The sequence below is a fragment of the Pseudomonas segetis genome (assembly GCF_900188155.1).
Lineage (GTDB): Bacteria > Pseudomonadota > Gammaproteobacteria > Pseudomonadales > Pseudomonadaceae > Aquipseudomonas > Aquipseudomonas segetis.
Genome location: NZ_FZOG01000002.1, coordinates 377,854 through 402,205, shown reverse-complemented (window position 1 = coordinate 402,205; position 24,352 = coordinate 377,854). Strand labels below are relative to the sequence as shown.

Here is a 24,352-nt window from a genome sequence, read left to right as displayed (position 1 = left end):
AATCGATGAAAAACAAAAGAATCCTATCGGCAGGCGCGTTGCTCCTGACATTGCTGGCAAGCAGTGTGATGGCTGCCGTGTCTGAGCAGGAAGCTGCCAAGCTAGGAACAAGCTTGACGCCGCTTGGCGCTGAAAAAGCCGGAAACGCCGATGGCACTATTCCTGCGTGGGATGGCGGCCTGCCGAAAACGGCCGGGGCGGTCGACGCGGCCGGTTTTGTCACCGACCCCTTTGCCGACGAGAAGCCCCTGTTCGTGATTACCGCGAGCAATGTCGACCAGTACAAGGACAAGCTTTCCGCTGGCCAGTTGGCGATGTTCAAGCGTTATCCACAGACCTACAAGATGCCGGTTTACCCCACTCACCGTACAGCCGGAGCTCCGCCTGAAATCTATGAGGCCGCGAAGAGAAGTGCGCTCAATACCGTAGGTGTCGATGGTGGTAACGGCCTGCAGAACTTCAGCGACAGTCGTTACTATGCCTTCCCGATCCCCAAGACCGGGGTGGAGGTGATCTGGAACCATATCACCCGGTATCGCGGTGGCAACGTGCGCCGGCATATCGTCCAGGCCACGCCGCAGGTAAATGGCTCATACAGCCTGGTCAAGTTTGACGACGAAGTGGCATTCCCGACCGAGCTTGAAGGTGCTGATCCAGCCAAGACCAGCAATATCCTGCTGTACTTCAAGCAGCGGGTAACGGCGCCGTCGCGGTTGGCCGGTAACGTGTTGCTGGTGCACGAGACCATTGACCAGGTCAAGGAGCCACGCCTGGCGTGGATCTACAACGCCGGCCAGCGTCGTGTTCGTCGCGCACCGCAAGTGGCCTATGACGGTCCAGGTACCGCGTCTGACGGCATGCGTACCGCCGATAACTTTGATGTGTTCTCGGGTGCTCCAGACCGTTATGACTGGAAGCTGATCGGCAAGAAGGAAATGTATATTCCCTATAACGCCTACAAGCTGGATTCGCCGAAGCTCAAGTACGACGAGATCATCAAGGCCGGTCATATCAATCAGGATCTTGCTCGCTATGAGCTGCACCGGGTGTGGGAGGTCGAGGCAACGCTGAAGCCGGGCGAGCGTCACATCTACGCCAAGCGTCACTACTTCGTGGATGAAGACAGCTGGGAGATCGTTCTGGCTGATCACTACGACGGTCGTGGCCAACTCTGGCGCGTTGCCGAAGGCCATGCCCAGTACTACTACCCGCGGCAGATGACCGGTTATACCGTGGAAACCCTCTACGACATAATCGCGGGTCGCTACATTGCGCTGGGCCTGAAAAACGAAGAAAGCACTGCCTATGAGTTCGGTTTCAAGGCCAGTGTTGCCGACTACACGCCAGCGGCTCTGCGCGCATCCGGGGTGCGTTGATTCGAGCCTAGGGCAGACTGACACTCCATGTTTAGAGCGGCCTTCGGGCCGCTTTTTTTATTGGCCGGCATCAGTCGGGCTTATGGAGCTTCATCCTGGGCGGGATAGGGGTTAGCGTCCTATGCTATCTGCTCCACAACAATAATTATGAGTGGCTATGAGCGCTTACGCACTTTCAGCTGGCGTGGCACTTCCCGTCTGCGCCAAAACCACATTGCCCAGAGTGCCGCCTGGGCACGTTGTCCGTTCACAGCTACAACAACGTTTGCTGGCTGAAAACTGTCGCCTGCGCCTTTTGGTTGCACCGGCCGGCTTCGGCAAATCGGTGTTGCTGGCTGATTGCATGCGCCAGTGTCCAGCCGACCTTACAGTGGTCTGGCTCAATTGTGCCGGGGCGAACTGGAGCAGTGCCGAGCTGTGCCAGCAACTGTCCAGCGCCTTGGGTTATTCGCAGGCGCTTTCAGAGAACTCGTTGTTACTGGCAATTGGCGCCGAGACGCGCAAGCTGTGGATCGTGCTTAACGATTATTCGCGTGAGCCCAATGAGCAGCTCGACAGTTGCCTTGATCGCCTGATCAGTAGCGCGGCCGACAGTATCAATTGGTGGCTGGGCAGTCGCCGACGTCCACAGTGTAATTTCCCACGGTTGTTGCTTGAGGGCGAGTTGTTCGAACTGGGCAGCAACGAACTGGCTTTCAGCTACGACGAGCTCTGCCAGTGGTTGGGTAATACAGATGTCGCCCACTTGCCGCATGCGGAACAGTTATTCGATTACTGCGCTGGCTGGCCGGCAGCCATGCGCCTGCTGCACCTGGCTGCCAGCCATTCACGCTATGAAAGCCATCATGAGCTCAGTGGCAGCAGCAGTGTGTTGCTCGATTACATTGAGCATGAAGTGTTCTGCGGGCTGGCGCCGGAATTGCGCCAGGCCCTTTTGCAACTGGCACAGTTGCCGCGCTTCAACGCCGAGCTTTGTGAGCATGTTCTGGGGGTGGGTGAGGGCGCCAATTGGTTGCAGGCGCTACGTGCACGCGGTCTGTTTATCCAGCCGATCGATGACCAGAGTGATTGGTTCCAGCTGTTTGAGCCCCTGGCGACACAGCTTCGGCATTGCGCGCCCAATACGTCCGTAACCGCTATCCATTTGCATGCCAGCCAGTGGTTTGCCAGCAATGGCGATATTCCCGCAGCGGTCGAGCATGCGCTCAAGGCTGGCCAGCCAGAGGTGGCGGCAAGTTTTCTCGAGCGCTTTACCGAAGAGAACTTGCTGCAGGGCAAAGACATAGGCCTGATATTGCGCTGGCGTGCGGATTTGCCTGAAGACCTATTGATGAGCACGCCGCGGCTGGTGGCCTTGAATGGCTGGATCATGCTATTGGCCGGGCGCCTGGACGAGGCAAGCCATTGCGCGGCGGCGCTGGGGCGATTTCAGCCTCGGCCTGATCCGGCCCGTACCCGTGAAATGTTCGCCCAGTGGCAGGCTTTGAAAGGCGTCGAGGCCTGTTCGCGAGTGCGCAGCGATGAGGCCATTGAGCATCTGCAGCAGGCGCTTCAATACCTGCCTGAAAGTGCCTGGGCACAGGCGCTGATCTGCCGCTCCGTGCTGACCCAGATGGCGATTGGTGAGGGCCGTCTGGATGAGGCCCAGCGCCTGGCCCACGAAGCGCTCAGGGTCGCGCGAAGTCATGGCAGTGCGGTGTTCGAGGCGCTATTGGAACTTGACCACGCGCTATTGCTTGAAGTGCGGGGCGAGTTTATTCGTGCGCAGGCGTTGCTGGAACGGGTACGCGACCAATACCAGCATCAGGCATTGCGCAAAACGCCAATTCTGGGGCGTATTTATCTGCGTCTGGGGCGCCTGGCAATTCGTCAGGGCCAGTTCGAGGATGCCCGCTGTTTACTGCGCACGGCCTTGAACGACGCGCTCGATTATGGTGATCCGGGCGCTTTCTACAGTTATCTGGCCATGGCCGAGTTGGCCGCTTATGAGGGTGATATCGCTGGTGCCTTTGCCTTGCTTGCGGAGGCCGAGCGCCTTATGCAGCGTCACCGCGTGGCCGATACCTTGTATCGCGGCGTGTTGCTGTTGGCCAGCAGCCAGTTGTGGATAGGCCAGGGTCATCATGAGCGCGCGCGCGAGGCGCTGACTCAAGTGCTTGCCTATCACCGGCGCGAGCATGCCATGTTGCCGCCACAATATTATCCCGAACTCATCGTACGCCTGCGCTATTCACTCTTGAGTATTGATCTTGACCAGGGCAAGGATGTGCGTGGGCCCGTGTTACAGATGCTTGAAGAGGTCATCGAGCAGGGGCGGCTGGTGGTGGCGTGCGAGCTTTGGGCATTGTTGGCCCGCGCGTGCGAGACGATGGGCGACAGGGCGGGTGAGGCCAATGCCCGTAGCCAGTTGCATGAGCTGGCTGCGCGCTTGAACTATAAGCGTTTGTGGGCCCAGCGCGGCATGGAGGCACCTGTTGCCGCGGATAACGTCGATACCCTGCTCAGTTGCCGCGAACTTGCAGTGTTGAGGTTGATTGCCCAGGGTTGCTCCAACCAGGAAGTCGCCGACCAGCTGTTTATCTCGCTGCATACGGTCAAGACCCACGCGCGGCGCATTAATGGCAAGCTTGGGGTGGCGCGACGTACTCAAGCCGTTGCCCGTGCCAAGGCACAGGGTTTGCTGTAGTCGCCGGGGCTGTCAGTGCAAGGGTTGGGCGTGACCCAGTCTACGCAGGCGTTCGCCAAGGGCTAACTGGGTCACGCCGTCTTCGCTGAGCATCAAGGCCCGCTCAACATCGAAACGCTCGGCTTGCGGGCAGGCCAATTGTTGATAGATATCGGCACGCGCCAGGTGGTCCGCTACGCTGGGAGGGCCAAGCAGGAGCACGCGTTCGGCATCCTTGAGGGCTGCAAGGTAATCATCATCCTGCACATGCAGGTGTCGCAGGTTGCGCGACATGCGCTGGAGCATGCTCGGAGGATCGCAGGCTGTGAAGTTGTCTGCATGCAACTCCCTGTTGCTGCCAAAGTGGCGGATCAACAAGGCACGGCAATCCTGGGTGTACAGGCGACGGCCACTGCAAGGGTCAAGCATATGATCGGCGCCAGGCACCCGGACTAGAAAGTGGCCGGGAAAATTCACCCCCTGCAGCGGTATGTCCAGGCGTTGCGCCAGTTCCAGGGCAATTATCGCCAGCGCCAGGGGTTGCCCGCGACGGCGTCGCATTACCAGGTGCAGCAAGCTTGCCTGGGGGCGCAGGGGCGCGCTGTCATCCTCGTGAAAATCCAGGTCGCCCAAGCAGCGTAGCAGTGGCATTGCCAGTTGAGCGGCTGGCAGCACCGGCAGTCGCGTCCGTACCTGGTGCAGCAACTCATCAAACGCCGCAAGCGTTTCGGTCGGCTGCAGGGCCGGATCATGTTCAGCCGCAAGCCACAGCGCCGCTTCAAGCAAGGCGGGTGGGTTCTGGTCTAGACAGGCAAAGCAGCGTTGGCGTGGGCTCATGGCGATACCTCTGGTCTGCCATTTGTAACCCTCTTGCGACCTGGCGTCCATAGCCGAAAGTTAAATCCAATATGGCAATTTGTCGGTTTATCCAGCGGCTTGCAGGCGCCTGCTTATGCACACAGCGTAGGCCGCTGTACTGGCTTATGCTGAGCCAGTCAGTTGCTTTTTAAGGGGCAAGCTATAATTGCATCAATCCGCATTGGGGGCTGCCACCGTTTCACCGCAGCGCGGCTGGTGATGAAAGGGCGGCAGACCCTAGGGAGCCTTATCATGTTCGACATCATGGACGCCGCCCGGTTTGAGACGCTCCATCTCGCGCAGGATCCGCAGACAGGTCTCAAGGCAATCATTGCAATACACAACACCCAACTGGGGCCTGCGTTGGGTGGCTGTCGATTTTTACCCTACGCCAATACACAGCTTGCGGTGCAGGATGCGATTCGTCTTGCCCAGGGCATGAGCTATAAAGCGGCGCTGGCCGGTTTGGACCAGGGCGGTGGCAAGGCGGTGATCATGCGCCCTCCACATATCAATGACCGCGCCGCGTTGTTTGAAGCATTTGGCCGGTTTATCGAGAGCCTCGATGGCCGCTATATCACTGCCATGGACAGCGGGACTTCCAGCGTTGATATGGACTGCATCGCCCAGGCCACCCAGCATGTCACCAGCACCACCCAGGCAGGTGATCCATCACCCCATACCGCCATGGGCGTGTTTGCCGGTATCAGGGCCACGGCCTACGCGCGCTTGGGTTCCGATGACCTGGAAGACTTGCGGGTGGCGATCCAGGGCTTGGGTAACGTTGGTTACGCGCTGGCGGAACAGTTGCACGCAGCGGGCGCGGAACTGTTGGTCAGCGATCTGGATCTGGGCAAGGTGGAATTGGCGATCGAGCAGTTTGGCGCGCATCCGGTGCCCAATCACGAGATTCTCAGCGTTCCCTGTGACATCCTGGCGCCTTGTGGGGTGGGCAGCGTGTTTGATGAGTTGGCGGTGTCTCGCCTGCGGTGCTCAGCGGTTGCTGGCGCTGCCAATAATCAATTGGCCAGTCCTGATATCTCTGATGCGCTGCAAGCCCGGGGGATTCTCTACGCCCCGGATTATGTGATCAACGCTGGCGGGTTGATTTACGTCGCCCTCAATCACCGTGGCGAAAGCCTGCCGTCGATCACTGCGCATTTGGCCAGGATATCTTCTCGGCTGACCGAGATATTTGCCCATGCCCAGGCGGACAAGCGACCTCCGGCGCGAGTGGCCGATGCGCTGGCAGAGCGCTTGCTATACCCCTGAAAGGCCTGGGATCGGCCAGCCAGATGCCAAGTCAAATATAAATGGCCCGCTGTACCGGGCCATTATGGTGTCCGCCGGGCCCGGTCAGTAACCGAGCAACCTGGGGAGCGTCAGGCTGATTGCCGGCACGCAGGCAATGATAAAGGTCGCAATGGTCAGTATCGCCACGAATGGCAGGGCACGCTTGGATATATCTTCGATAGCGGTGCCGGATATGCCCGAGGCAATAAACAGGTTTTCGCCCATGGGCGGCGTCATGAAACCAATGCTCAGGCAGCAGATCAGTACTATCCCGAAATGCACGGGATCAATTCCCAGGGTGTAGGTGATCGGCAGAATCACCGGGGTCAGGATCATGATCGCGGCCAGGGTTTCCATGAACATGCCGACAAACAGCAGGAAGCCGATAATCAGTATCCAGATCAGGTAGATGTTGTCGGTCAGGCTGAGCATCGAGTCGGCCACTACCGCAGGAATCTGATTCTCTACCAGCAACCGGCCAAATACCGTGGCGGTGAACAGGATGACCAGCACCCGGCCAGTGATCCATGTGGTTGTCTCAAGTGACTTGAAGATCTCCTTGAAACTCAGCTCCCTGTGGATAAACAAGCCGACAAACAAGGTATAGAAGATCGCGACTATGGCCGATTCGGTCGGAGTGAACAGGCCGGTATAGATGCCGCCGAGAATCACGAATGGGGCGAGCATCGACCAGAATCCTTCACGCATGGCCTTGCGTATCCTGCTGGATGACCAACCTTCGCTACTGCCGGTGTAGCCCAGCTTTTTGCAGCGAATGTAGTTCATGGCCAACAGGCCTCCGGCCAGCATCAGGCCAGGCACCACGCCCGCGATGAAGAGTTTCGGAATCGACACCGTATCGAATGCACCGTATTTCTCGATAGCGGCAGGCGGCGGCAGCATGCCCATGGCTGAAATGCCGAAGATGACCATCGGAATCGACGGCGGAATGATGATCCCCAAGCCGCCAGAAGACGCCGTAACCGCCGAGGCATAGCCCTTGGCGTAACCGCGCTTGACCATCGCCGGGATCATCAGCATGCCCACGGCAGCCGTGGTCGCGGGGCCCGACCCTGAGATGGCGCCGAAGAACAGGCAGGCCAGTACCGCAGCGGCCGAGATGCCACCGGTTATGGGGCCTGCAAAACTTTCGGCCAGCGCTACCAGGCGCCTGGAAATGCCCGCTGCCTCCATTAATGCGCCTGCCAGAATAAATGCCGGCAGCGCCATCAAGGGAAACGATCCCACCGAGGTAAAGGCGATCTGAACGAACTTGATCGGGTTTTCGCCAAGGTAGAGAAAAGAGGCCAGGGCCGAAACCGCCAATGAAATACTGATCGGCGTGCCAATCAGCAACAACAGGATAAAGGAGCCAAACAGGATATAAACAACAGTGGTATCAACCATGAACCCGCTCCTGTAGATGAGTTACCTGGCGCGTACTTGGGGGTTGCCCGGCTGTCTGGGCTTGAGCGTCGTGGATGATCTTGTCCAGTTCCTGAGCTTCCGGATCACGGATATCGATGCCCTTGACCAGTTTGTAGTAGTTGACCTGGAGCACGCGCAGGGTCATCAAGCTGAAGGCGATAGGCAAGATCAGGTAGAGGTATTTCATGGGTACGCCCAGAGTCTGTGATTTCCAGAAGACATTGGCCTTCATGAAGAACATCACGCTGAGGTAGACGAAGTAGCAGTTGAAGCAGATCCAGATCAGGTCCGAGAGTGCTTCAAGTGCAACTGCAACCTTGCGCGGCATCAGCTTGAACTGGAACGTCACGCGGTTATGGGCGGCCAGTTTGGCGGCGTAGCTGGCACCAAAGAAGGCGAACCAGACAAACATGTAGGTCACCAGCTCTTCTGTCCAGGAGAGCGAGTGATTGAACAGGTTGCGGCTGAGAATCTGGGCAAACAGGATAATTACAAACAGCGCCAGGAGTACCCGGCAAATGTAATTTTCAAGGTTGTCGATAATGTTGAATAAACGGCTGGAAGATTTCATAGCGCTTTCCCGAACGCGTACCCGGCAATCGGGCTTTGCGCTCTACAGCGTGAGCGGTCAGCCATCGGCGGGGGTTGCACCGATGGCGGTTTCAACGTTCAGGTGCTGGCTTAGATGGTCTCGCGACCCAAGGCCTTGAGCACCACATTGACTTGCTCCTTGCCGCCGAGCTGCTCGTAGTACTTGGGCCAGACCTTCGACACGGCCAGATCAATCCATTCTTTCTCACCGTTGGCCGGATCGCTGATTTCCATGCCCTTTGTGACCAGCTCTTGCTTGATCCTGTCTTCCTGCTCAACCAGCCACTTGGCGCTGTGCAGCGTTGCCGCCTTGCCCGCATCGAGGATGATTTGCTGCATTTGCGGGCTTTGTTCCTGGAACATCGATTCACTGACAATCAGTGGTTCGATAGAGAACAGGTAGCGCAGGTTGGTGACATATTTTTGCACCTCGTCAAACTTCATGGCATTGACGGTCAGGTAAGGGTTGTCCTGACCGTCAACCACCTTCAGCTGCAAGCCGGTAAAGGTTTCGGACCAGGCCATTGGCGTTGGGTTGATGCCCCAGGCGCGGTAGGTGTCGATCATGATTTCGTTCTTGGGTACGCGAATCTGCAGGCCTGCCAGGTCTTCCACTGTCTTGACCGGCTTCTTCGAGTTGGTCAGGACCCTGAAGCCTGAGTAGGCCCAGCCGATAATGCGCACACCGGCATCGCGCACAGTGTTGTCGATCAGGGTCTTGCCGATATCGCTCTGGGTCAGGGTTACGGCGTCATCGAGGCTTTGGATCATGTAGGGCATCGTCAGGATGCCAACCGAGGGCGAGAATGGCGTGACGTTGTTGATGGCCAGGATCGAGAAGTCCAGCGTACCCATGGCCGCGTTGCTGACGGTGTCTTCTTCGCTGCCGAGCTGGCCATTTAAGAAGAGCTTGGCGTCATCCTTGCCACCGGTCCGGGCTTTCAGTTCTTCAGCAAACTTTAGGCCCAGCTCATGTTGGGTGCCACCGGCACCATCGCCTACGGCAACGCGGAAGGTTTTCGCTTGGGTAATGCTGCTGCCCATGACTGCCGCCAGTAAGCATAGGGCGAGGACAATCGGTCGGGTGAATCCTTTGCTGGTTGTCATAACTGCGTACTCCGTTCTAGTTGTTTTGGATTACGAAAGTGCAGATCGAGCGACTGCTGTGTAAGCAAGGCTCGAGTAAGGCTTAACGGGCGCTCCAGGTGCAGTATTGCTGCAAGTGCAGCCGGTTATAACCCGTCAATTACATTTGACCTGATCAATAATCCGCCTGTGTTGCCGGGCTGTTTAGGGCCACATTTGTGGCCTGTCTAGGGCCAGTTTTCCATGCTCGAATGAGGGGCGGAAAAACGCGATAAATCAGGTGCTTGCACCAAAAGACAGCGCAGGTTTCAGGGGTGTTTGGCAGTGCTGGAAGGTGCCAGATAATAGCGGATCTGCATGCTCAGAGACGCCGTTGCAGTAGCTGCAGGATTTCATCGAATATGCGGTTGTCGAAGCTGCTTGCAAGGTCTAGCTCAAGGCTGTTGTGGTAGTAGTTGCTTAGGTCCAGGCCAACCCCAAGTGCATAGAGTTGTACCGCAGATTGCTGCTCGATCTGCCGGGCAACTTGTTTCAGGTGCAGATCGAGGATATCGCTGGTGTTGGCCTGGTGCGTCGCGCCGTCCATTGGGCAACCATCGCTGACGATGATCAATATGCGCCGCGTGGCTTGCAGCTTCAGCAGCCTGCGCTGGGCCCAAAGCAGGGCTTCTCCGTCAATGCTTTCGCGGAACAGGTCGGATTTGAGTAGTGCGGCGATGCTAGGTCGCGCCTTACGCCAAGAGGTGCTGGCGTCTTTGTAGATGCGATGCTCCAGTTCATTCAAGCGGCCAGGTTCGGCGGGCTGGCCGCTGGCACGCCAGTGCTTTAACGGGCGCCCACCATTCCACTGTCCGGTTGTGAAACCGAGTATTTCTGTCTGGGCTCCCGCCAGCTCCAAGGCGCGGGTCAGGCTGTCGACCAGCAAGGCGATGGCGTCGATGTGGTTACGCATGGAGCCAGAGTTATCAATCAGCAGGCTGACTGCGCAATCGCATTTCGGGCGCAGGCGTTCTTGACGGAAAATTTCCTGCTGTTGCGGGCTGATGATCAGGCGACTGAGCCTGCTAGCATCGATCTGGCCGTCCTGTTGGGCAAAGGCCCAGCCATCGCGTTGGGGGCGGGCAAGCAATGCGCTCAGGCGTTTGGCCAGGCGTGGCAGGTTGAGGCCCTGAGCCGCCATGCGTTGGTCCAGGCGCTGGCGTAGTTGTCTAAGCAGGTCTGCGCGAACCAGGTTGTGGGCCAGTACTTCGCGGTCATATTCGCGGCTAAACACCTGATAGCTGAACGTCTGCTGGCTATTGCGTGAGTTGCCCTGGGTGTTGGCATGACTGCTGTCTTGCTCTTCGCCGTCGCCTTCAGCGTCGTCAAGCAGCAGGGCAAAGGCGAGCTGTACCTTTTCGGTGGCTTGGGATGCGTTGCGCTCATCCTTTTGCACATCAAGTTGATCGAGCAGTTCGACGATTTTTTCGGCGATAAACCGCGCATGCAGGCCGTATATCGATTGTTGATGGCGGCAACGGCGCAACAGACCAAAGTGTGGGCCGAAATGTCCAAGCAGGCTCAGCCTGGGGGCCTCGATCAACATCTCAGTCTGCTCGCTGGCCCGCCCGCCGCACAGCAAGAACCAACTCATTTGCGCCAGGGTGTAGAGCATCAGCCCTACATGGCCCTCGGCTTGACCTGAATCGAGAAACTGCTGGCTCCACTGCGCAAAGCGCTGCATCAGGTTACGGCGTACGCCCGGATGACTGTCGCTGACCAGCGACTCAACCCGTAGCTGTTCGAGCAGCTCGAAGACCAGGCGGGCGATCGGCTGGTCTGGCAATTGCGTTTGCAGCAATGCTCTGTCGCTGTGCTTGAGGCGCAGTGCCAGGCTGTCGGCAACGCCACGATAGGCCGAAAAATCATCATGTTCCGGGTTGGGGTGCAGATGGGGGGCGCGTACTGCTATTCGTTGCCCATTGACCTCCAGGCGGGCGCCACGATAACGCAGGCGGCGTTCTCCCGAGAGTGCGCGCAAGGTCGCCGCGCATAGTTCCTCGAGTTGTTGCTGGTGCTTTTCACGCCGAGGCGGCTGCATTTGAATGCTCAAGCCAGTGCCAGCTTGGGCAGGGCGGATTCTTCAAGCTCATGATCGAAGCAGCGCTGGTAATACTCGGCAACTATGCTGCGTTCTGCCTCGTCGCACTTGTTGAGGAAGGACAAGCGAAACGCCAACGCGGTGTCCGCGAAGATCTCCGTGTTTTCCGCCCATGAAATAACGCAGCGTGGCGACATCAGGGTCGAAAGGTCGCCGCAGGCAAAGCCTTCGCGGGTCAGCCCGGCAACGGCAACCATCGCGGCCAGCAGGCTTGAGTCATAAAGCCCAAGCAACTGTGGCACGCGGGCGGCGACAATGGCTTGCTCCTCCTCGGGTGGCAAGTAATTGAGGGTGGCGACGATATTCCAGCGATCAAGCTGCGCCTGGTTGAGCACTTGCGTGCCGTTGTACAAGCCGTTGAGGTTGCCCAGGCCCACGGTATTGGAGGTGGCGAACAGGCGAAACAGCGGATGCGGGGTAATGAGCTGGTTCTGATCGAGCAGGTTAAGCTTGCCGTCGCGCTCGAGAATACGCTGGATAACGAACATCACATCTGGGCGCCCGGCATCGTACTCGTCGAAGATCAGCGCCACCGGACGGCGCAGCGCCCAGGGTAGAATGCCTTCCTGAAACTCGGTGACCTGCTTGCCCTCGCGCAACACTATTGCGTCCTTGCCGATCAGGTCCAGGCGGCTGATATGACCATCCAGGTTGACCCGCACACAGGGCCAGTTGAGCCGTGCGGCGATCTGTTCGATATGGGTGGATTTACCCGTGCCGTGCAAACCTTGCAGCATGACGCGGCGGTTGCGGGTGAAGCCGGCGAGCACCGCCTGGGTGACCTCCGGGTTAAAGCGGTAGGCGCTGTCGATCTCGGGTACTTGATCATCCTGCTTGAGCAATACTGGCACGCGCATCTTGCTGTCTATGCCAAAGAGTTCGCGAGCAGGCACCAGGCGGCTGGCAGGTTCAAGCTTCAGGTCGGTCATGGATGGTGCCTCGATAACAGGACAATGACCTGATTCTAAAGACGCCCATACCGTGGCGAAGGGGCCAGTTGGCTGTGGCTTATACGGCCAACGGTGAGTGGTAAACAGCTGATCGGTATTGCTGGCGCCACCCCTGGTAGCGAACTGGCTCTATTGTCTGGAGCTGAACCCACTAAGGATGGGGCCAGGCTAGCGAGAGGTTTACCCATGCCCACAGATACCCTGATACTCCCGGTCAACAAGCAGTTGCTCGACCTGTTCAAGCGCTATGAGGCGCATACCCAGGTGACGCCCGAGCAATATATAGAGGCGCTTCTGGAGAAAACCCAGCCAACGTTGCAGGCGGTGGTCGATGCCCTGGATGAATCGGGAGGCGACGCGAATGCACTGGCTCAGCTTTTTGCCAGCAAGATGGCGCAGATGAGCACTGCTGCTGAGCCAGTTCAGAGCTAAAACCGCTTCAGCCGAGGCACTCGGCTGCTGGACGAGCTTCAGCTAGCCGGTTTGGTGCGGCCGGGTTCACAATGGCAAGCGGCTCTGCCTGTGGTGCCGGCCGTTGTTGCGCTGTGAGCTGCTCGAGCTCGACCAGCGCGCTGCGCAATACCGGGCTGCTTGGAGCTAACTCAGCGAAGGACTGGCTAAGCCGACTTTGCCCGGGAATGGCCTTGCGCGGATGGGCAAAGGTGAACTTCTGGCTGGGCGAGCGCAGTGCCTTGGCCGGGCGATAAAAGTGAATCTTCAACACATCGCGGTCACTCTCGCGGCGCAGGCTGAAGCGCTTGATGGTTGCGGTAGCGTGGATGCCCAGCTCTTTCAGGGTCGGATAGTCGTTCATGGCAGTGGTTCTCAAGTGTCAGTAATATTCGGCTCCATTTCATACGCACAGCAAAGAATCCAACTGGCTTATTCAGCAGTCGCAAGCTTGGCGCATTGTTATTGTTTTGGTGTTTCCCGATCTGCAGCCTGGGTGCAAGGCGCGATGTTACAAGCGGGAAGGGAGGCGACTCTCCTTTGGAGAGGTGGCTAAAGTCTAGTGCGTCACTGACTTTGGCCAAGAGCCAGGACTGGCAGCTTTATGGGGCCAGTTACGACCAGCCGCCCCGCTTGGATCAACGTCTAAGCGGGGCGGCTGTTTTCCAATTGCCTAGCGACTGGCGGCGGGGGCCGTATTCAGCAGTGACTCACTGGCTGAGCGCTTGTTGCGGTTGCCAATCCACCAGGCGGAGTAAGCGCTCACCGCACCGGCGAACAACACATACAGGCAGGTCGTCCAGGGCTGACCGTCGTTGCTGCGCATCAGCGCGGTGGCAATCATCGGGGTCAGGCCGCTGGCGAAGATTCCGGAGAATTGATAGACAAACGAGATCCCCGTGTAGCGCACCTTGGCGTCAAACAGCTCGCAGAACAGCGCTGCCTCAGGCCCATAAACCGCTGCATAGAAAATACCGAGCGGCACCACAATGGCCAGCCAAATGATGAACATATTGCCGCCGCTGGTCATCATCAGCCAGAACGCCGGAAAGGCTGAAATGGCGGTAATCAGTGATCCCCAGAAATAGACCCGGGTACGGCCAATGCGGTCGGACAACGCGCCAAACATGGGAATGCTAAAACACATGACAACAGCGGCAACCATGACGCCAATCAGAGCCTCCGAGCGTGGCAAGTTGAGTGTTTGCGTCAGGTAGCTGAGCGAGAACACCCCGAAAACATTGAAGAACACGCCGTCGATATAGCGTGCACCCATGCCGGCCAGGACATTTTTCGGGTAGCGTTTCATCATGTCGACAAAGGGGATGGCCGCTTCGGCGTTTGCAGCCTTGACCTTGGCAAACTCCGGGCTCTCCATGACATTGAGACGAATCCAGGTACCGACAAATACCAGTCCCGCGCTGAGCAGGAAGGCAATTCTCCAGCCCCACTCAAGGAATTGCGTATCCGTGAGGAAATATGACAACAGCCCGACAACACCTGAGGCCAGGCACAAGCCGATGGCCAGGCCGATTTGTGGCAGGCTGGCGTAGAAACCGCGTTTGTGTTTTGGCGCATATTCAAAGGCCATCAGCACTGCGCCGCCCCATTCGCCGCCCAGGCCGATGCCCTGGAAGATGCGTAACAGCAGCAAGATAAGCGGCGCCCAGATGCCAATGCTGTCATAGGTGGGCACCAGGCCAATCAGGAAGGTGGCAACGCCCATGATCATCATGGTCATGACCAGCATGCTCTTGCGGCCGATCTTGTCGCCGAAATGGCCGAAAATCACGCCGCCGATTGGCCTGCTCAGAAAGCCAACGGCAAAGGTACCGTAGGCCAGCATGGTTGAAATAAGCGGGTCGTCGCTTGGGAAATACAGATGGTTGAACACGATGCCGGCAACGACACCGTAGAGAAAGAAGTCGTACCACTCAATGGTGGCGCCTATGACACTTGCGACTACGACTTTGCGCACGGGGTTGGACGTGGACATGTCAGTATTCCTATGTGTTTGGCTGGGCAATAAAGCCTGCTTGCAGCTAGCCGACGCGCAGCGCTGGCTTCACTGCTGTCGGTTGCTCAGAGCGCGTGGGAAAGCGCTTCCGAGGACTGTGCTGCAATAGCATTGGGTACAACAGACCTGGGTTTGACGGCGTCTTCGAGAATCATGGTTGCGGCTTTCTCGGCGATCATGACCACCGGCACATTGGTGTTACCGGAAACCAGGGTCGGCATGATCGAGCAATCAACCACCCGCAAGCCCTGGATGCCATGGACACGCAAACGTGAATCAACCACTGCCATGGGGTCGTGCCCCATTTTGCAAGTGCCCGAGGGGTGGAAAATGGTCGCGCCGTACTGGCGACAGAATTCAAGAATCTGCTCGTCACTCTGCTGCTCGATTCCCGGCAGGTGCTCACGCTTGATCAGCTCCTTGAGCGGCCCTGTTTCGGCCAGCTTGCGCGTGTAACGCACTCCGGCAATCACGGTTTGCCGGTCCAGTTCGGTGGACAGGTAGTTGGGCTGCATCGAAGGTGGCTGGTTTGGGTCACTCGAGACGATTCGCACATAGCCACGGCTCTCTGGCCGTAACTGACAGACCGACATGGTGAACCCGGAAAACGGATGCACCTTGCCGCCCGCGGAATCAGCGCTGAGCGTGCCGAAGTGATACTGGATGTCGGGCGTTTTGCTTTGCGCCATGACCCGGGTAAACAAGCCGCCCTGGTTGATACCAATGGCCAGCGGCCCACTGCGGGTGAAGAGCCATTGCAAACCCATGCGCAGTTTGCGCCAGGGCGAGCGCAGCTCATCGTTGGTGGTAATGGGCCGGGTGCACTCGTAGATCATGCGGATCTGCAAATGATCCTGCAGGTTTTCACCGACCCCAGGCAGCTCGTGAACCAGTGGTATCGAGAATTGCTTGAGCAACTCGGCTGGGCCAACGCCTGAAAGCTGCAACACCTGTGGTGACTGCAAGGCACCGGCGCTGAGTATCACTTCGCGTCTGGCATGGATGGTCTGCAGATGACCGTCTTTTTCGAACACCACGGCTGTTGCGCGCTTGGCTTCGAACAGTATCTTTTGCACCTTGGCCAGGGAAATGATGCTCAGGTTGCTGCGCTTGCGCGCCGGGTGCAGATAAGCCACTGCCGTGCTGCAACGCAGGCCCTTGCGAGTGGTCAGCTGGTAATAACCGACCCCTTCCTGGTTACCTGTATTAAAGTCATTGGTGCGCGGTACGCCCAGTGCCTTGGCGGCGTCGATAAAGCCCTCGGTGAGCGGGTGGCGTGCCTTGATGCTGGAGGCGCATAGCGGGCCTTCGGTGCCATGGGTCGGACCGGATCCAAGATCGTTGTTTTCAGCACGGCGGAAGTAAGGCAGAACATCCTTCCAGCCCCAGCCCTGGTTGCCTGACTCGGCCCAGGCATCGTAATCAGCTTGCTGGCCGCGAATGTAGATAAGTCCGTTGATTGAGCTGCAACCGCCCCAGACTCTCCCGCGGGGCCAGTAGATGCGGCGGTTGTTCATGCCGGGGTCAGGGTCAGTGTAGAAGCCCCAGTTATAGACCGGGTGGAACATGGTCTTGGCGTAGCCAATGGGGATGTGGATCCACGGATAGCGATCGGGTGGGCCCGCTTCCAGCAAGCAGACGCTGTAGCGCCCGTTCTCGCTGAGCCGGTTTGCTAGCACGCAGCCTGCTGAACCAGCACCCACTACGACGAAGTCATAGGTGAGCGACATTCGAAATCCTCTTTGTTTTTATTAGTGTGAAACCGAAGTTCGAAATCAAATTAGAACAAAATGGTTCATTAATGTTGGGCCAGAAATGTGTTTCGCTTGAGTCCAAGGGCTTGCTATAACTGGTCTGTGGCGATATTTGTTTTATAATCATGCAGTTAATTTAGGGATGAATTTTTCAAGTGATTAATAAAGTGGAACAAAACGTGTCGAAATTAGAGGTTTTGTCGGCTGGTCTGGATTCGTCTGCAAATCCTGACCGGAGCCTGCGGGCGTTGTTAGTGCTCGAAGCCATTGCCCTGGCTGATGCCCCCATGTCATTGGCCCAGCTGAGCCACCGCCTGGCCACGCCCAAGGCCACGCTGCTGCGTATGGTCCAGGCGCTGGAACGCTTGGGTTTTCTGTTGCGCGAAGTGGATGAAAAGACCTATTTGCTTGGCCCTCGCGCCACTCAACTGGGCTTGCGCTTATTGCGCAACGATGTGGTCATGCAGCGTCATCGGCTGATTCTCGAGTCCTTGGTGCGTACGCTGGGCGAGACCTGCAACCTGACCGCGCTGGATGGAAATCGGGTGATCTATATCGACCGGGTAGAAACCTCCGAGCCTTTGCGGCTGCATGTGGAGCCCGGCACGCATGTGCCCTTGCATTGCACGGCCAGTGGCAAGTTATTCCTGGCCGAGATGGCTGCCGATGCGCGTCAGCAGTTATTGCAATGCCTGCAGTTGACTGCGCAAACCCCGCGCACCATCACCGACATGGGGCTGTTGCAGGCTGAGCTTGAACGCATTGGCAGCCGTGGCGTGGGTATCGACAGCGAGGAGTTTGTCGCTGGGATGGTGGCGGTGGCGGTGCCTATTCGAGATGTGCATGGCCATTGCGTGGCGGCCCTGGCCTGTCATGCGCCTACGGCTCGTAAAAGCCTGAATGACCTGATCGATGGGATTGAGTCGATGCGGGATGCGGCTGCGCAGTTGGCAGCCATGTTCAACCCCAACCTCTAGACATGGGTGTTAGCGGGCAGGCGGGCTAGAGAAACAACCCGCCCAGGGGGGAAGAGGCGTCCCCATCTAGGCGGCGCGGCATACGTCCGGCCAGGTAGGCCTCGCGACCGGCGCAAACGGCTTGGCGCATGGCCGAGGCCATGCGGATCGGCTCCCGGGCGCGGGCAATGGCGGTGTTCATCAATACCCCATCGCAGCCCAGTTCCATGGCAATTGCTGCGTCCGAGGCGGTGCCGACACCTGCGTCGACAATCACTGGAACCTTGGCGTTTTCAACGATCAGCCGGATGTTATACGGGTTACGAATGCCCAGGCCCGAGCCAATAGGCGCCCCAAGGGGCATGATTGCCACGCAGCCCAGCTCCTCCAGGCGGCGTGCAATAAGCGGGTCATCACTGGTGTAAACCATCACTTTGAAACCCAGCTCAACCAGTTGCCGTGCTGCTGCCAGCGTTTCGGTAATGTCGGGATAGAGTGTCTGGCTGTCGCCCAGTACTTCAAGTTTGACCAGGTCATGACCATCCAACAGCTCGCGTGCCAAAAGGCAGGTCCGCACCGCATCCCTGGCGGTGTAGCAGCCGGCGGTGTTGGGCAGCAGTGTGAAGTGCTGCGGTGCAATTGCGTCGAGCAAGTTAGGCGCCTGGGCATCCTGGCCGATGTTGCTGCGACGCACGGCAAAGGTGACTATTTGCGCAGCGCTGGCAGTGACCGCAGCCTGGGTTTCGGCGAGATCGGCATAGTGCCCAGTACCGACCAGTAAACGTGATTTGAAGGATTGTCCGGCGATGATCAGTGGATCATCCAATGGCGTCGCAAGCGTCATATCGACTCCCAGATATAGTAATGGATGGCGCCTGATCAGCCGCCGCCGATGGCATGCACGATTTCAAGGTTATCGCCGCTTTGCAGGTACAAGGCCGGGAACTGGCTACGTGGAATCACCTGCCGGTTGAGCTCAACGGCCAGGCGTCGATTTCCGAGGCCTTGGTCCGCAAGCCACTGGCCAAGGCTCAGGTTGGCAGGCAGTTGCTGAACCTCGCCGTTAATCGTGACTTCAATCATTGCGGCTCCATAAAGAATAGCGTGGCTTGCCATGCGTCATGTTTGTCCTGATCCCGACGTGCCTGAAGAGCCAATGGTGCCAGCCTTATTGGTCCAGCCCGGGGCGGCGCAAGTACCGGGTTGCGGCCCTGGCACCTCAGTTGGGTAACAACTGGTTCTATCTGCGTTGGCGCCATGCTCTTAGTTTCGTCATCAGAGGCTGGCCCAGGTTTTTTGCCCAGCACAGCCTATTGCTGGATGACCGCGCCGCCTGCATGAGCAGGCTGGCCGCTGACAATAACAAGGTTCCACGCAGGAGGTTGGCATGAACAACATGACGAATGAATTTGATGCAGCTGAAGTGCTTGCCAGTGATCGTAGCCACGTTTGGCACCACCTCACCCAGCACAAGCCGCTGGAGCACAATGACCCTATGGTGATTGTCGAAGGCAAGGGCATGCGCGTCCGGGACATCAAGGGCAACGAATACCTGGATGCGGTTTCTGGTGGTGTGTGGACAGTGAACGTGGGATATGGCCGTGAGCGCATTGCCGACGCGGTGCGCGATCAGTTGGTCAAACTCAACTACTTTGCCGGTTCTGCCGGCAACATTCCCGGGGCGTTGTTTGCCAAGAAGCTGATCGAGAAAATGCCTGGCCTGAGCCGGGTGTATTACTCCAACTCGGGTTCGGAGGCCAACGAAAAGGCCTATAAAATCGTTCGCCAGATTGCCCACAAGAAATACGGCGGCAAGAAGCACAAGATTCTGTTTCGCGAGCGTGACTACCACGGCACCACCATCACGGCGCTGAGTTCTACCGGCCAGTTTGAACGTAAAAATCAATACGGCCCTTTTACGCCCGGCTTTGTGGAGTTTGCCCACTGCTGCGAATACCGATCACAATTTGGTGATGTGGCCGACTACGGTGTGCGCGCAGCGCTGGAGATGGAGAAAGTCATACTTGCCGAAGGTCCGGACACTGTTGGCGCCGTTGTGCTTGAGCCGATCACGGCGGGTGGTGGGGTGATCACACCGCCAGTTGGCTATTGGGAAACCATCCAGGCGATTTGCAAAAAATACGACATCCTTTTGCATATTGACGAGGTTGTTTGCGGGCTGGGCCGCACCGGCAAATGGTTTGGTTACCAGCACTATGGTATCCAGCCGGATATCGTGACCATGGCCAAGGGCGTTGCCAGCGGTTACGCCGCGATCTCCTGCACGGTAACCACCGAAGCCGTGTTCGAGGCATTCAAGGATGATGCGGATGATCGCATGGGGTACTTCCGGGATATCAGCACCTTTGGCGGTTGCACTGCAGGACCGGCTGCAGCCCTGGCCAATATGCAGATAATCGAGGAGGAAGGCCTGCTCGAAAACGTTACGCAAATGGGGGAGTACTTCATGGCTCGCCTGCGTGAATTGCAAGACAAGTATCCACTGATTGGCGATGTGCGGGGCAAAGGCCTGTTTTGCGGTATTGAGCTGGTCAAGGACCGCCAGAGCAAGGAGCCGGTTGCCGAGAGTGTTGCCATCGCTATCGCCGCTGACTGCATGCGTCAAGGCGTAATCATTGGCCGCACCAACCGCAGCTTCGAGCAGTTCAACAATACCCTGTGTTTCAGCCCGGCATTGATTGCGACCCGGGCCGACCTGGATCAGATTATCGATGCCCTGGATAACGCCCTTGGGCGGGTTGCCTAAGTAGCGGGCAGGCGCCTACCAAGCCGGGCTGGTGATCAGCCCGGCTTTGGCGTTCTCCCAAAAAATTGTTTTAAATCCTGCCTGGGGCCTGGGTCTTGATGGGGTTTTTGGTTGGATAGTCTTGTCTGACTCTTGGTGCTAGTCTGCCCCGCAGCCACCGCACTTTTGGCGCATTGCAAAGTGGAGTTGCTGGGTTGAACCATAGGGATTCCAGCATGTGCAGTTACTACAACTGAGGCCGCGATATGTTTCATCTATTTCATTTGTCGACTGATAAGCCAACTGGCTTGCAACAGCAGTTACGTGAACAGATTGCCCAGGTCATCCTCAATGGCAATATCCCCCTCGACAGCCCATTGCCCTCCAGTCGCAAACTCGCCAAGCAACTGAATATCGCACGTAATACTGTAGTGCTGGCGTACGAACATTTGCTCGATGACGGCTATCTGGTCGCCCGTGAACGCAGTGGCTACTACGTTAATCCCGACATTCTTGCGCGCAAGGTCGAGCCGGTTAAGGCGCCTGTCGAATCCTCCTTCGATGGCACGCCCGACTGGTCCAGCCGGCTGGTGGTAAAGCCCAGCGAACAACGCAATATGAGCAAGCCGCGAGACTGGCAGAAATACCAGTACCCCTTTATTTATGGCCAGTTCGATCCCGTATTGTTTCCCACTGCCAACTGGCGTGAATGTTGTCGCGACGCAGTGAGTATTCCGGCCATTCGTGATTGGGCGTCCGATCGTTTCGATAATGACGATCCCTTGTTGATGGAGCAGATTCGCACGCGCTTGCTGCCGCGCCGGGGCGTGTGGGCATCGCCCGAGCAGATCCTGGTCACGGTCGGCGCCCAGCATGCGCTCTATATGTTGGCCCGCCTGTTATTGCGCCCCGACAGCCTGATGGGTATCGAAGACCCTGGCTATATGGATATCCGCAACATTGCCATGCTCAATCCGTCGCGGGTGCAACCGCTGGCGGTCGATGCACAAGGGCTGGTGCTCAGTGATCAGCTCAATGCCTGCGACCTGGTCTACACCACACCGAGCCATCAGTGCCCGACAACAGTGACCATGCCGCTGGAAAGACGCTATGAATTGCTGCGCCGTGCCAATGAGCACAACTTCCTGATTATTGAAGACGACTACGAAAGCGAAACCAACTTCAAGGCCAATCCGATCCCGGCGCTCAAGAGCCTGGATAAAAACGACCGGGTGCTTTATGTCGGCAGTCTTTCCAAGACCTTGGCGCCAGGCCTGCGCGTGGGTTATCTGGTCGGCCCCGAACCCCTGATTCGCGAGGCACGCGCCTTGCGCCGGTTGATGGTGCGCCATCCAGCCGCGAACAATCAGCGCTCGGTTGCCCTGTTTCTCGAGCGCGGATATCACGATGCATTGATCATGAGCCTGATGCGAGCCTACCAGGACCGGCACCAGCAAATGGGCGATGCCTTGCGCGAGTACCTGCCGGACTCATCGCGCGAACCGAGCTTTGGTGGGTCCTGTTACTGGGTCAAGGGTCCTGAAGGGCTGGATGCACGCGAACTGCAAAAACAGACTGCCAAGCACGGCATCCTGATTGAGCCGGGCGATATTCACTTCTACGCTGAGCAGCCGCCCTTGAACTATTTTCGCCTGGGCTATTCCTCAATTGCCGCGGAGCATATCCGTCCCGGCATCAAGCTATTGGCCGGGCTGATCGAGCAGCTCAGTGGAGGGGCAACTGAACCGCGACTCCACTAACCGGCAGGGCGCTGCTGGTTCTTTGGTTTTCTGCTAGTGCCTTGCGCTGGCGGTGATCGCGGCATCATCTGAACAACAGCATCAATACACAACTCACCGCAGTCCTTGCCTGTGGTGAGTTGTCGTGCGCGCCAATAAACACTGGATATGCACTGGCGCAACAACTGGCCCGCAACTGGTTCTATCGGGCTGCTCTCTGACGCTCCTACTCTAGGTCCAGTCCAGACGAACTGGCATTCGATGGCGAGTGCCGGGTTTGACTGGGCTGACAAGGCTTCGTCACAAGAATAAGAGGAGAGCGCTACATGCCTAATGGCATCTCGAACATGACCAACTGGCTTGATATGGGGCCAGTTACAGCACTTGTGACGCAGCAGCTGAATACTCAAACAGGGCAGCAGAGCTGTTCTGAAGTTGCCGAGTTTCTCGGCTATCCCTGTGCGCCGATGCCGCTCTGCGGCTAAGCCCCGATTAACCGGCGGCTTGGCCGTCGTACCCTAAGTACTGAGAGGAAAGTCGATATGGCACGCATGACACCCAGCGAAGCGCTTGTTGAAACCATGGTCGCCAATGGCGTAACCGATATTTTCGGGATCATGGGCTCGGCCTTTATGGATGCGATGGATATTTTTGCCCCGGCTGGCATTCGTTTTATCCCGGTGGTGCACGAGCAAGGCGCCGGTCACATGGCTGACGGTTACTCGCGAGTGAGTGGCCGCCATGGCGTATGTATCGCGCAGAACGGCCCCGGCATCACCAATTTTGTAACGGCTATCGCCGCAGCTTATTGGGCGCACAGCCCGGTGGTGGTGATCACCCCGGAAACCGGCTCCATGAGCCAGGGCCTGGGCGGTTTCCAGGAAGCTCAGCAACTGCCGTTCTTTGAAACCATCACCAAATACCAGGGGCACGTGGCCAACCCTGCGCGGATGGCTGAATTGACCGCGCGTTGCTTTGACCGTGCCATGCAGGAAAATGGCCCGACCCAGCTGAATATTCCGCGCGACTTCTTCTATGGCGATATCAATGTTGATATTCCAACCCCCATGCGCATCGAACGTAGCGCGGGTGGTGAGAACAGCCTCAACGAGGCCGCGCAGTTGCTGGCCTCTGCCAAGAACCCGGTGATCATTTCCGGTGGTGGCGTGGTGATGGGCGATGCCGTTGATGCCTGTAAGGCGCTGGCTGAATACCTCGGCGCGCCGGTGGTGAACAGCTACCTGCACAACGACTCCTTCCCGGCGAGCCACCAACTGTGGTGCGGTCCGCTGGGCTACCAGGGTTCGAAAGCCGGTATGAAGCTGCTGTCGCGCGCTGATGTGGTCTTGGCCCTGGGCACGCGTCTCGGCCCATTCGGTACGCTGCCGCAGCACGGCATGGATTACTGGCCAAAGCAGGCCAAGGTGATCCAGATTGATTGCGATCCGAAGATGCTTGGCCTGGTTAAAAAAATCTCGGTGGGCATCTGTGGCGATGCCAAGGCCGCAGCGCAAAACCTGCTCGCTCGCTTGCAAAACCTGGATGTGCTGTGCCTTGAAAACAAGGGCGCCCGCGCTGAAGAAATTGCCATGGAGAAAGCCAATTGGGAAGCTGAGCTGAGCGCCTGGATTCACGAGAAGGATGAATACTCGCTGGATATGATCAACGAGCAGAAAGGCGAGGATGGCAACTACCTGCACCCGCGTCAGGTATTGCGTGAGTTGGAAAAAGCCATGCCGGCCGACGCCATGGTTTCGACCGATATTGGCAACATCAACTCGGTCTCCAATAGCTACCTGCGTTTTGAACAACCGCGTTCCTTCTTTGCCGCCATGAGCTTTGGCAACTGTGGCTATGCCTTGCCAACCATCATCGGTGCCAAGGTGGCTGCGCCGCACCGCACGGCGATTTCCTATGCCGGTGATGGCGCCTGGGGCATGTCGATGATGGAGATCATGACCTGTGTTCGCGAGAACATCCCGGTGACCTCGATTGTCTTCCACAATCGCCAGTGGGGCGCCGAAAAGAAAAACCAGGTCGACTTCTACAACCGTCGTTTCGTGGCGGGCGATCTCGAGAATCAGAGCTTTGCCGGGATTGCGCGATCCATGGGGGCTGAAGGTGTGACTGTGGATCGGCTGGAAGATGTGGGCCCGGCGTTGAAGGCGGCCTGTGACGCGCAAAAAGCCGGCAAGACCACGGTGATTGAAATCATGTGTACCCGTGAATTGGGTGATCCGTTCCGTCGCGATGCCTTGTCCAAGCCTGTGCGTTTCCTCGAGAAGTACAAGGACTACGTGTAA

19 protein-coding genes and 2 pseudogenes are annotated in these 24,352 nt (G+C 57.8%); 10 read left to right on the top strand and 11 right to left on the bottom strand.

Going from position 1 to position 24,352, the window contains the following annotated elements; all coding sequences use genetic code 11:
* Window positions 1–5 precede the first annotated feature (5 nt).
* The 3 genes and pseudogenes from CHB79_RS07695 to CHB79_RS22395 all read left to right on the top strand — a co-directional run.
* Window positions 6–1,376: a DUF1329 domain-containing protein gene (locus CHB79_RS07695; RefSeq protein ID WP_089359469.1), complete on the top strand. Its 1,371-nt coding sequence runs from the start codon at window positions 6–8 to the stop codon at window positions 1,374–1,376.
* Window positions 1,377–1,533: 157 nt separating this feature from the next.
* Window positions 1,534–3,825: pseudogene (locus CHB79_RS07690) on the top strand (winged helix-turn-helix domain-containing protein); the annotation flags it as partial.
* Window positions 3,826–3,873: 48 nt separating this feature from the next.
* A pseudogene (locus CHB79_RS22395) lies at window positions 3,874–4,062 on the top strand (response regulator transcription factor); the annotation flags it as partial.
* 12 nt (window positions 4,063–4,074) lie between these two features.
* Here the strand turns inward: CHB79_RS22395 and CHB79_RS07685 are convergent.
* Window positions 4,075–4,878: a SirB1 family protein gene (locus CHB79_RS07685; protein ID WP_176443158.1), complete on the bottom strand. Its 804-nt coding sequence runs from the start codon at window positions 4,876–4,878 to the stop codon at window positions 4,075–4,077.
* A gap of 273 nt (window positions 4,879–5,151) precedes the next feature.
* On the opposite strand from CHB79_RS07685, the gene CHB79_RS07680 reads away from it, so the two are divergent.
* On the top strand, window positions 5,152–6,171 hold the full coding sequence (locus tag CHB79_RS07680; protein WP_089359466.1) for a Leu/Phe/Val dehydrogenase: 1,020 nt from the start codon (window positions 5,152–5,154) through the stop codon (window positions 6,169–6,171).
* An 84-nt stretch (window positions 6,172–6,255) separates the two neighbouring features.
* Here the strand turns inward: CHB79_RS07680 and CHB79_RS07675 are convergent, their stop codons facing one another.
* The 5 genes from CHB79_RS07675 to CHB79_RS07655 form a co-directional block, all read right to left on the bottom strand.
* Entirely contained in the window at window positions 6,256–7,599 is a 1,344-nt protein-coding gene (locus tag CHB79_RS07675; RefSeq protein ID WP_089359465.1) for a TRAP transporter large permease, read from the bottom strand.
* On the bottom strand, window positions 7,592–8,191 hold the full coding sequence (locus CHB79_RS07670; RefSeq protein WP_010486496.1) for a TRAP transporter small permease: 600 nt from the start codon (window positions 8,189–8,191) through the stop codon (window positions 7,592–7,594). Before CHB79_RS07670 ends, CHB79_RS07675 begins: the two co-directional genes overlap by 8 nt.
* 110 nt (window positions 8,192–8,301) lie before the next feature.
* Window positions 8,302–9,318: a TRAP transporter substrate-binding protein gene (locus CHB79_RS07665; RefSeq protein ID WP_089359464.1), complete on the bottom strand. Its 1,017-nt coding sequence runs from the start codon at window positions 9,316–9,318 to the stop codon at window positions 8,302–8,304.
* 340 nt (window positions 9,319–9,658) lie between these two features.
* Window positions 9,659–11,377 (bottom strand): cobaltochelatase CobT-related protein, encoded by a 1,719-nt coding sequence (locus CHB79_RS07660; RefSeq protein ID WP_089359463.1) that lies wholly within the window; start codon window positions 11,375–11,377, stop codon window positions 9,659–9,661.
* A gap of 8 nt (window positions 11,378–11,385) precedes the next feature.
* Window positions 11,386–12,366, bottom strand: coding sequence for an AAA family ATPase (locus tag CHB79_RS07655; protein WP_089359462.1), 981 nt, complete (start codon window positions 12,364–12,366; stop codon window positions 11,386–11,388).
* Between the two features lie 207 nt (window positions 12,367–12,573).
* Here CHB79_RS07655 and CHB79_RS07650 point away from each other — a divergent pair, with 207 nt between their 5' ends.
* Window positions 12,574–12,819, top strand: coding sequence for a hypothetical protein (locus tag CHB79_RS07650; protein ID WP_089359461.1), 246 nt, complete (start codon window positions 12,574–12,576; stop codon window positions 12,817–12,819).
* A gap of 7 nt (window positions 12,820–12,826) precedes the next feature.
* On the opposite strand, the gene CHB79_RS07645 is transcribed toward CHB79_RS07650, so the two are convergent.
* The 3 genes from CHB79_RS07645 to CHB79_RS07635 all read right to left on the bottom strand — a co-directional run bounded on the left by CHB79_RS07645 (window position 12,827) and on the right by CHB79_RS07635 (window position 16,584).
* A complete protein-coding gene (locus CHB79_RS07645; protein ID WP_089359460.1) occupies window positions 12,827–13,201 on the bottom strand; it encodes a DUF3461 family protein in 375 nt (124 codons plus the stop codon).
* A gap of 309 nt (window positions 13,202–13,510) precedes the next feature.
* Window positions 13,511–14,833, bottom strand: a complete 1,323-nt coding sequence (locus tag CHB79_RS07640; RefSeq protein ID WP_010486506.1) for an MFS transporter — start codon at window positions 14,831–14,833, stop codon at window positions 13,511–13,513.
* An 86-nt stretch (window positions 14,834–14,919) separates the two neighbouring features.
* Window positions 14,920–16,584 carry a GMC family oxidoreductase gene (locus CHB79_RS07635; protein WP_089359459.1) on the bottom strand — a complete coding sequence of 555 codons (1,665 nt, stop codon included), beginning with the start codon at window positions 16,582–16,584 and terminating at the stop codon, window positions 14,920–14,922.
* A gap of 203 nt (window positions 16,585–16,787) precedes the next feature.
* Here CHB79_RS07635 and CHB79_RS07630 point away from each other — a divergent pair, with 203 nt between their 5' ends.
* The gene (locus tag CHB79_RS07630; RefSeq protein WP_245851390.1) at window positions 16,788–17,585 is read left to right on the top strand and encodes an IclR family transcriptional regulator; all 798 of its coding nucleotides are present in this window, start codon (window positions 16,788–16,790) and stop codon (window positions 17,583–17,585) included.
* Window positions 17,586–17,610: 25 nt separating this feature from the next.
* Here CHB79_RS07630 and CHB79_RS07625 read toward each other — a convergent pair whose 3' ends face one another.
* Window positions 17,611–18,408, bottom strand: coding sequence for a thiazole synthase (locus CHB79_RS07625; RefSeq protein WP_141133420.1), 798 nt, complete (start codon window positions 18,406–18,408; stop codon window positions 17,611–17,613).
* 35 nt (window positions 18,409–18,443) lie between these two features.
* Window positions 18,444–18,644 (bottom strand): sulfur carrier protein ThiS, encoded by a 201-nt coding sequence (thiS, locus tag CHB79_RS21900; protein ID WP_217898858.1) that lies wholly within the window; start codon window positions 18,642–18,644, stop codon window positions 18,444–18,446.
* A gap of 307 nt (window positions 18,645–18,951) precedes the next feature.
* Between thiS and CHB79_RS07615 the strand changes: the two genes are divergently transcribed.
* The 4 genes from CHB79_RS07615 (at window position 18,952) to xsc (ending at window position 24,352) form a co-directional block, all read left to right on the top strand.
* Window positions 18,952–20,331, top strand: coding sequence for an aminotransferase family protein (locus CHB79_RS07615; protein ID WP_089359456.1), 1,380 nt, complete (start codon window positions 18,952–18,954; stop codon window positions 20,329–20,331).
* A 245-nt stretch (window positions 20,332–20,576) separates the two neighbouring features.
* Window positions 20,577–22,070 (top strand): MocR-like pyridoxine biosynthesis transcription factor PdxR, encoded by a 1,494-nt coding sequence (gene pdxR / locus CHB79_RS07610; RefSeq protein WP_089359455.1) that lies wholly within the window; start codon window positions 20,577–20,579, stop codon window positions 22,068–22,070.
* A 305-nt stretch (window positions 22,071–22,375) separates the two neighbouring features.
* Window positions 22,376–22,534, top strand: coding sequence for a hypothetical protein (locus CHB79_RS22030; protein WP_176443157.1), 159 nt, complete (start codon window positions 22,376–22,378; stop codon window positions 22,532–22,534).
* 57 nt (window positions 22,535–22,591) lie between these two features.
* Window positions 22,592–24,352, top strand: a complete 1,761-nt coding sequence (gene xsc / locus CHB79_RS07605) for a sulfoacetaldehyde acetyltransferase (protein WP_089359454.1) — start codon at window positions 22,592–22,594, stop codon at window positions 24,350–24,352.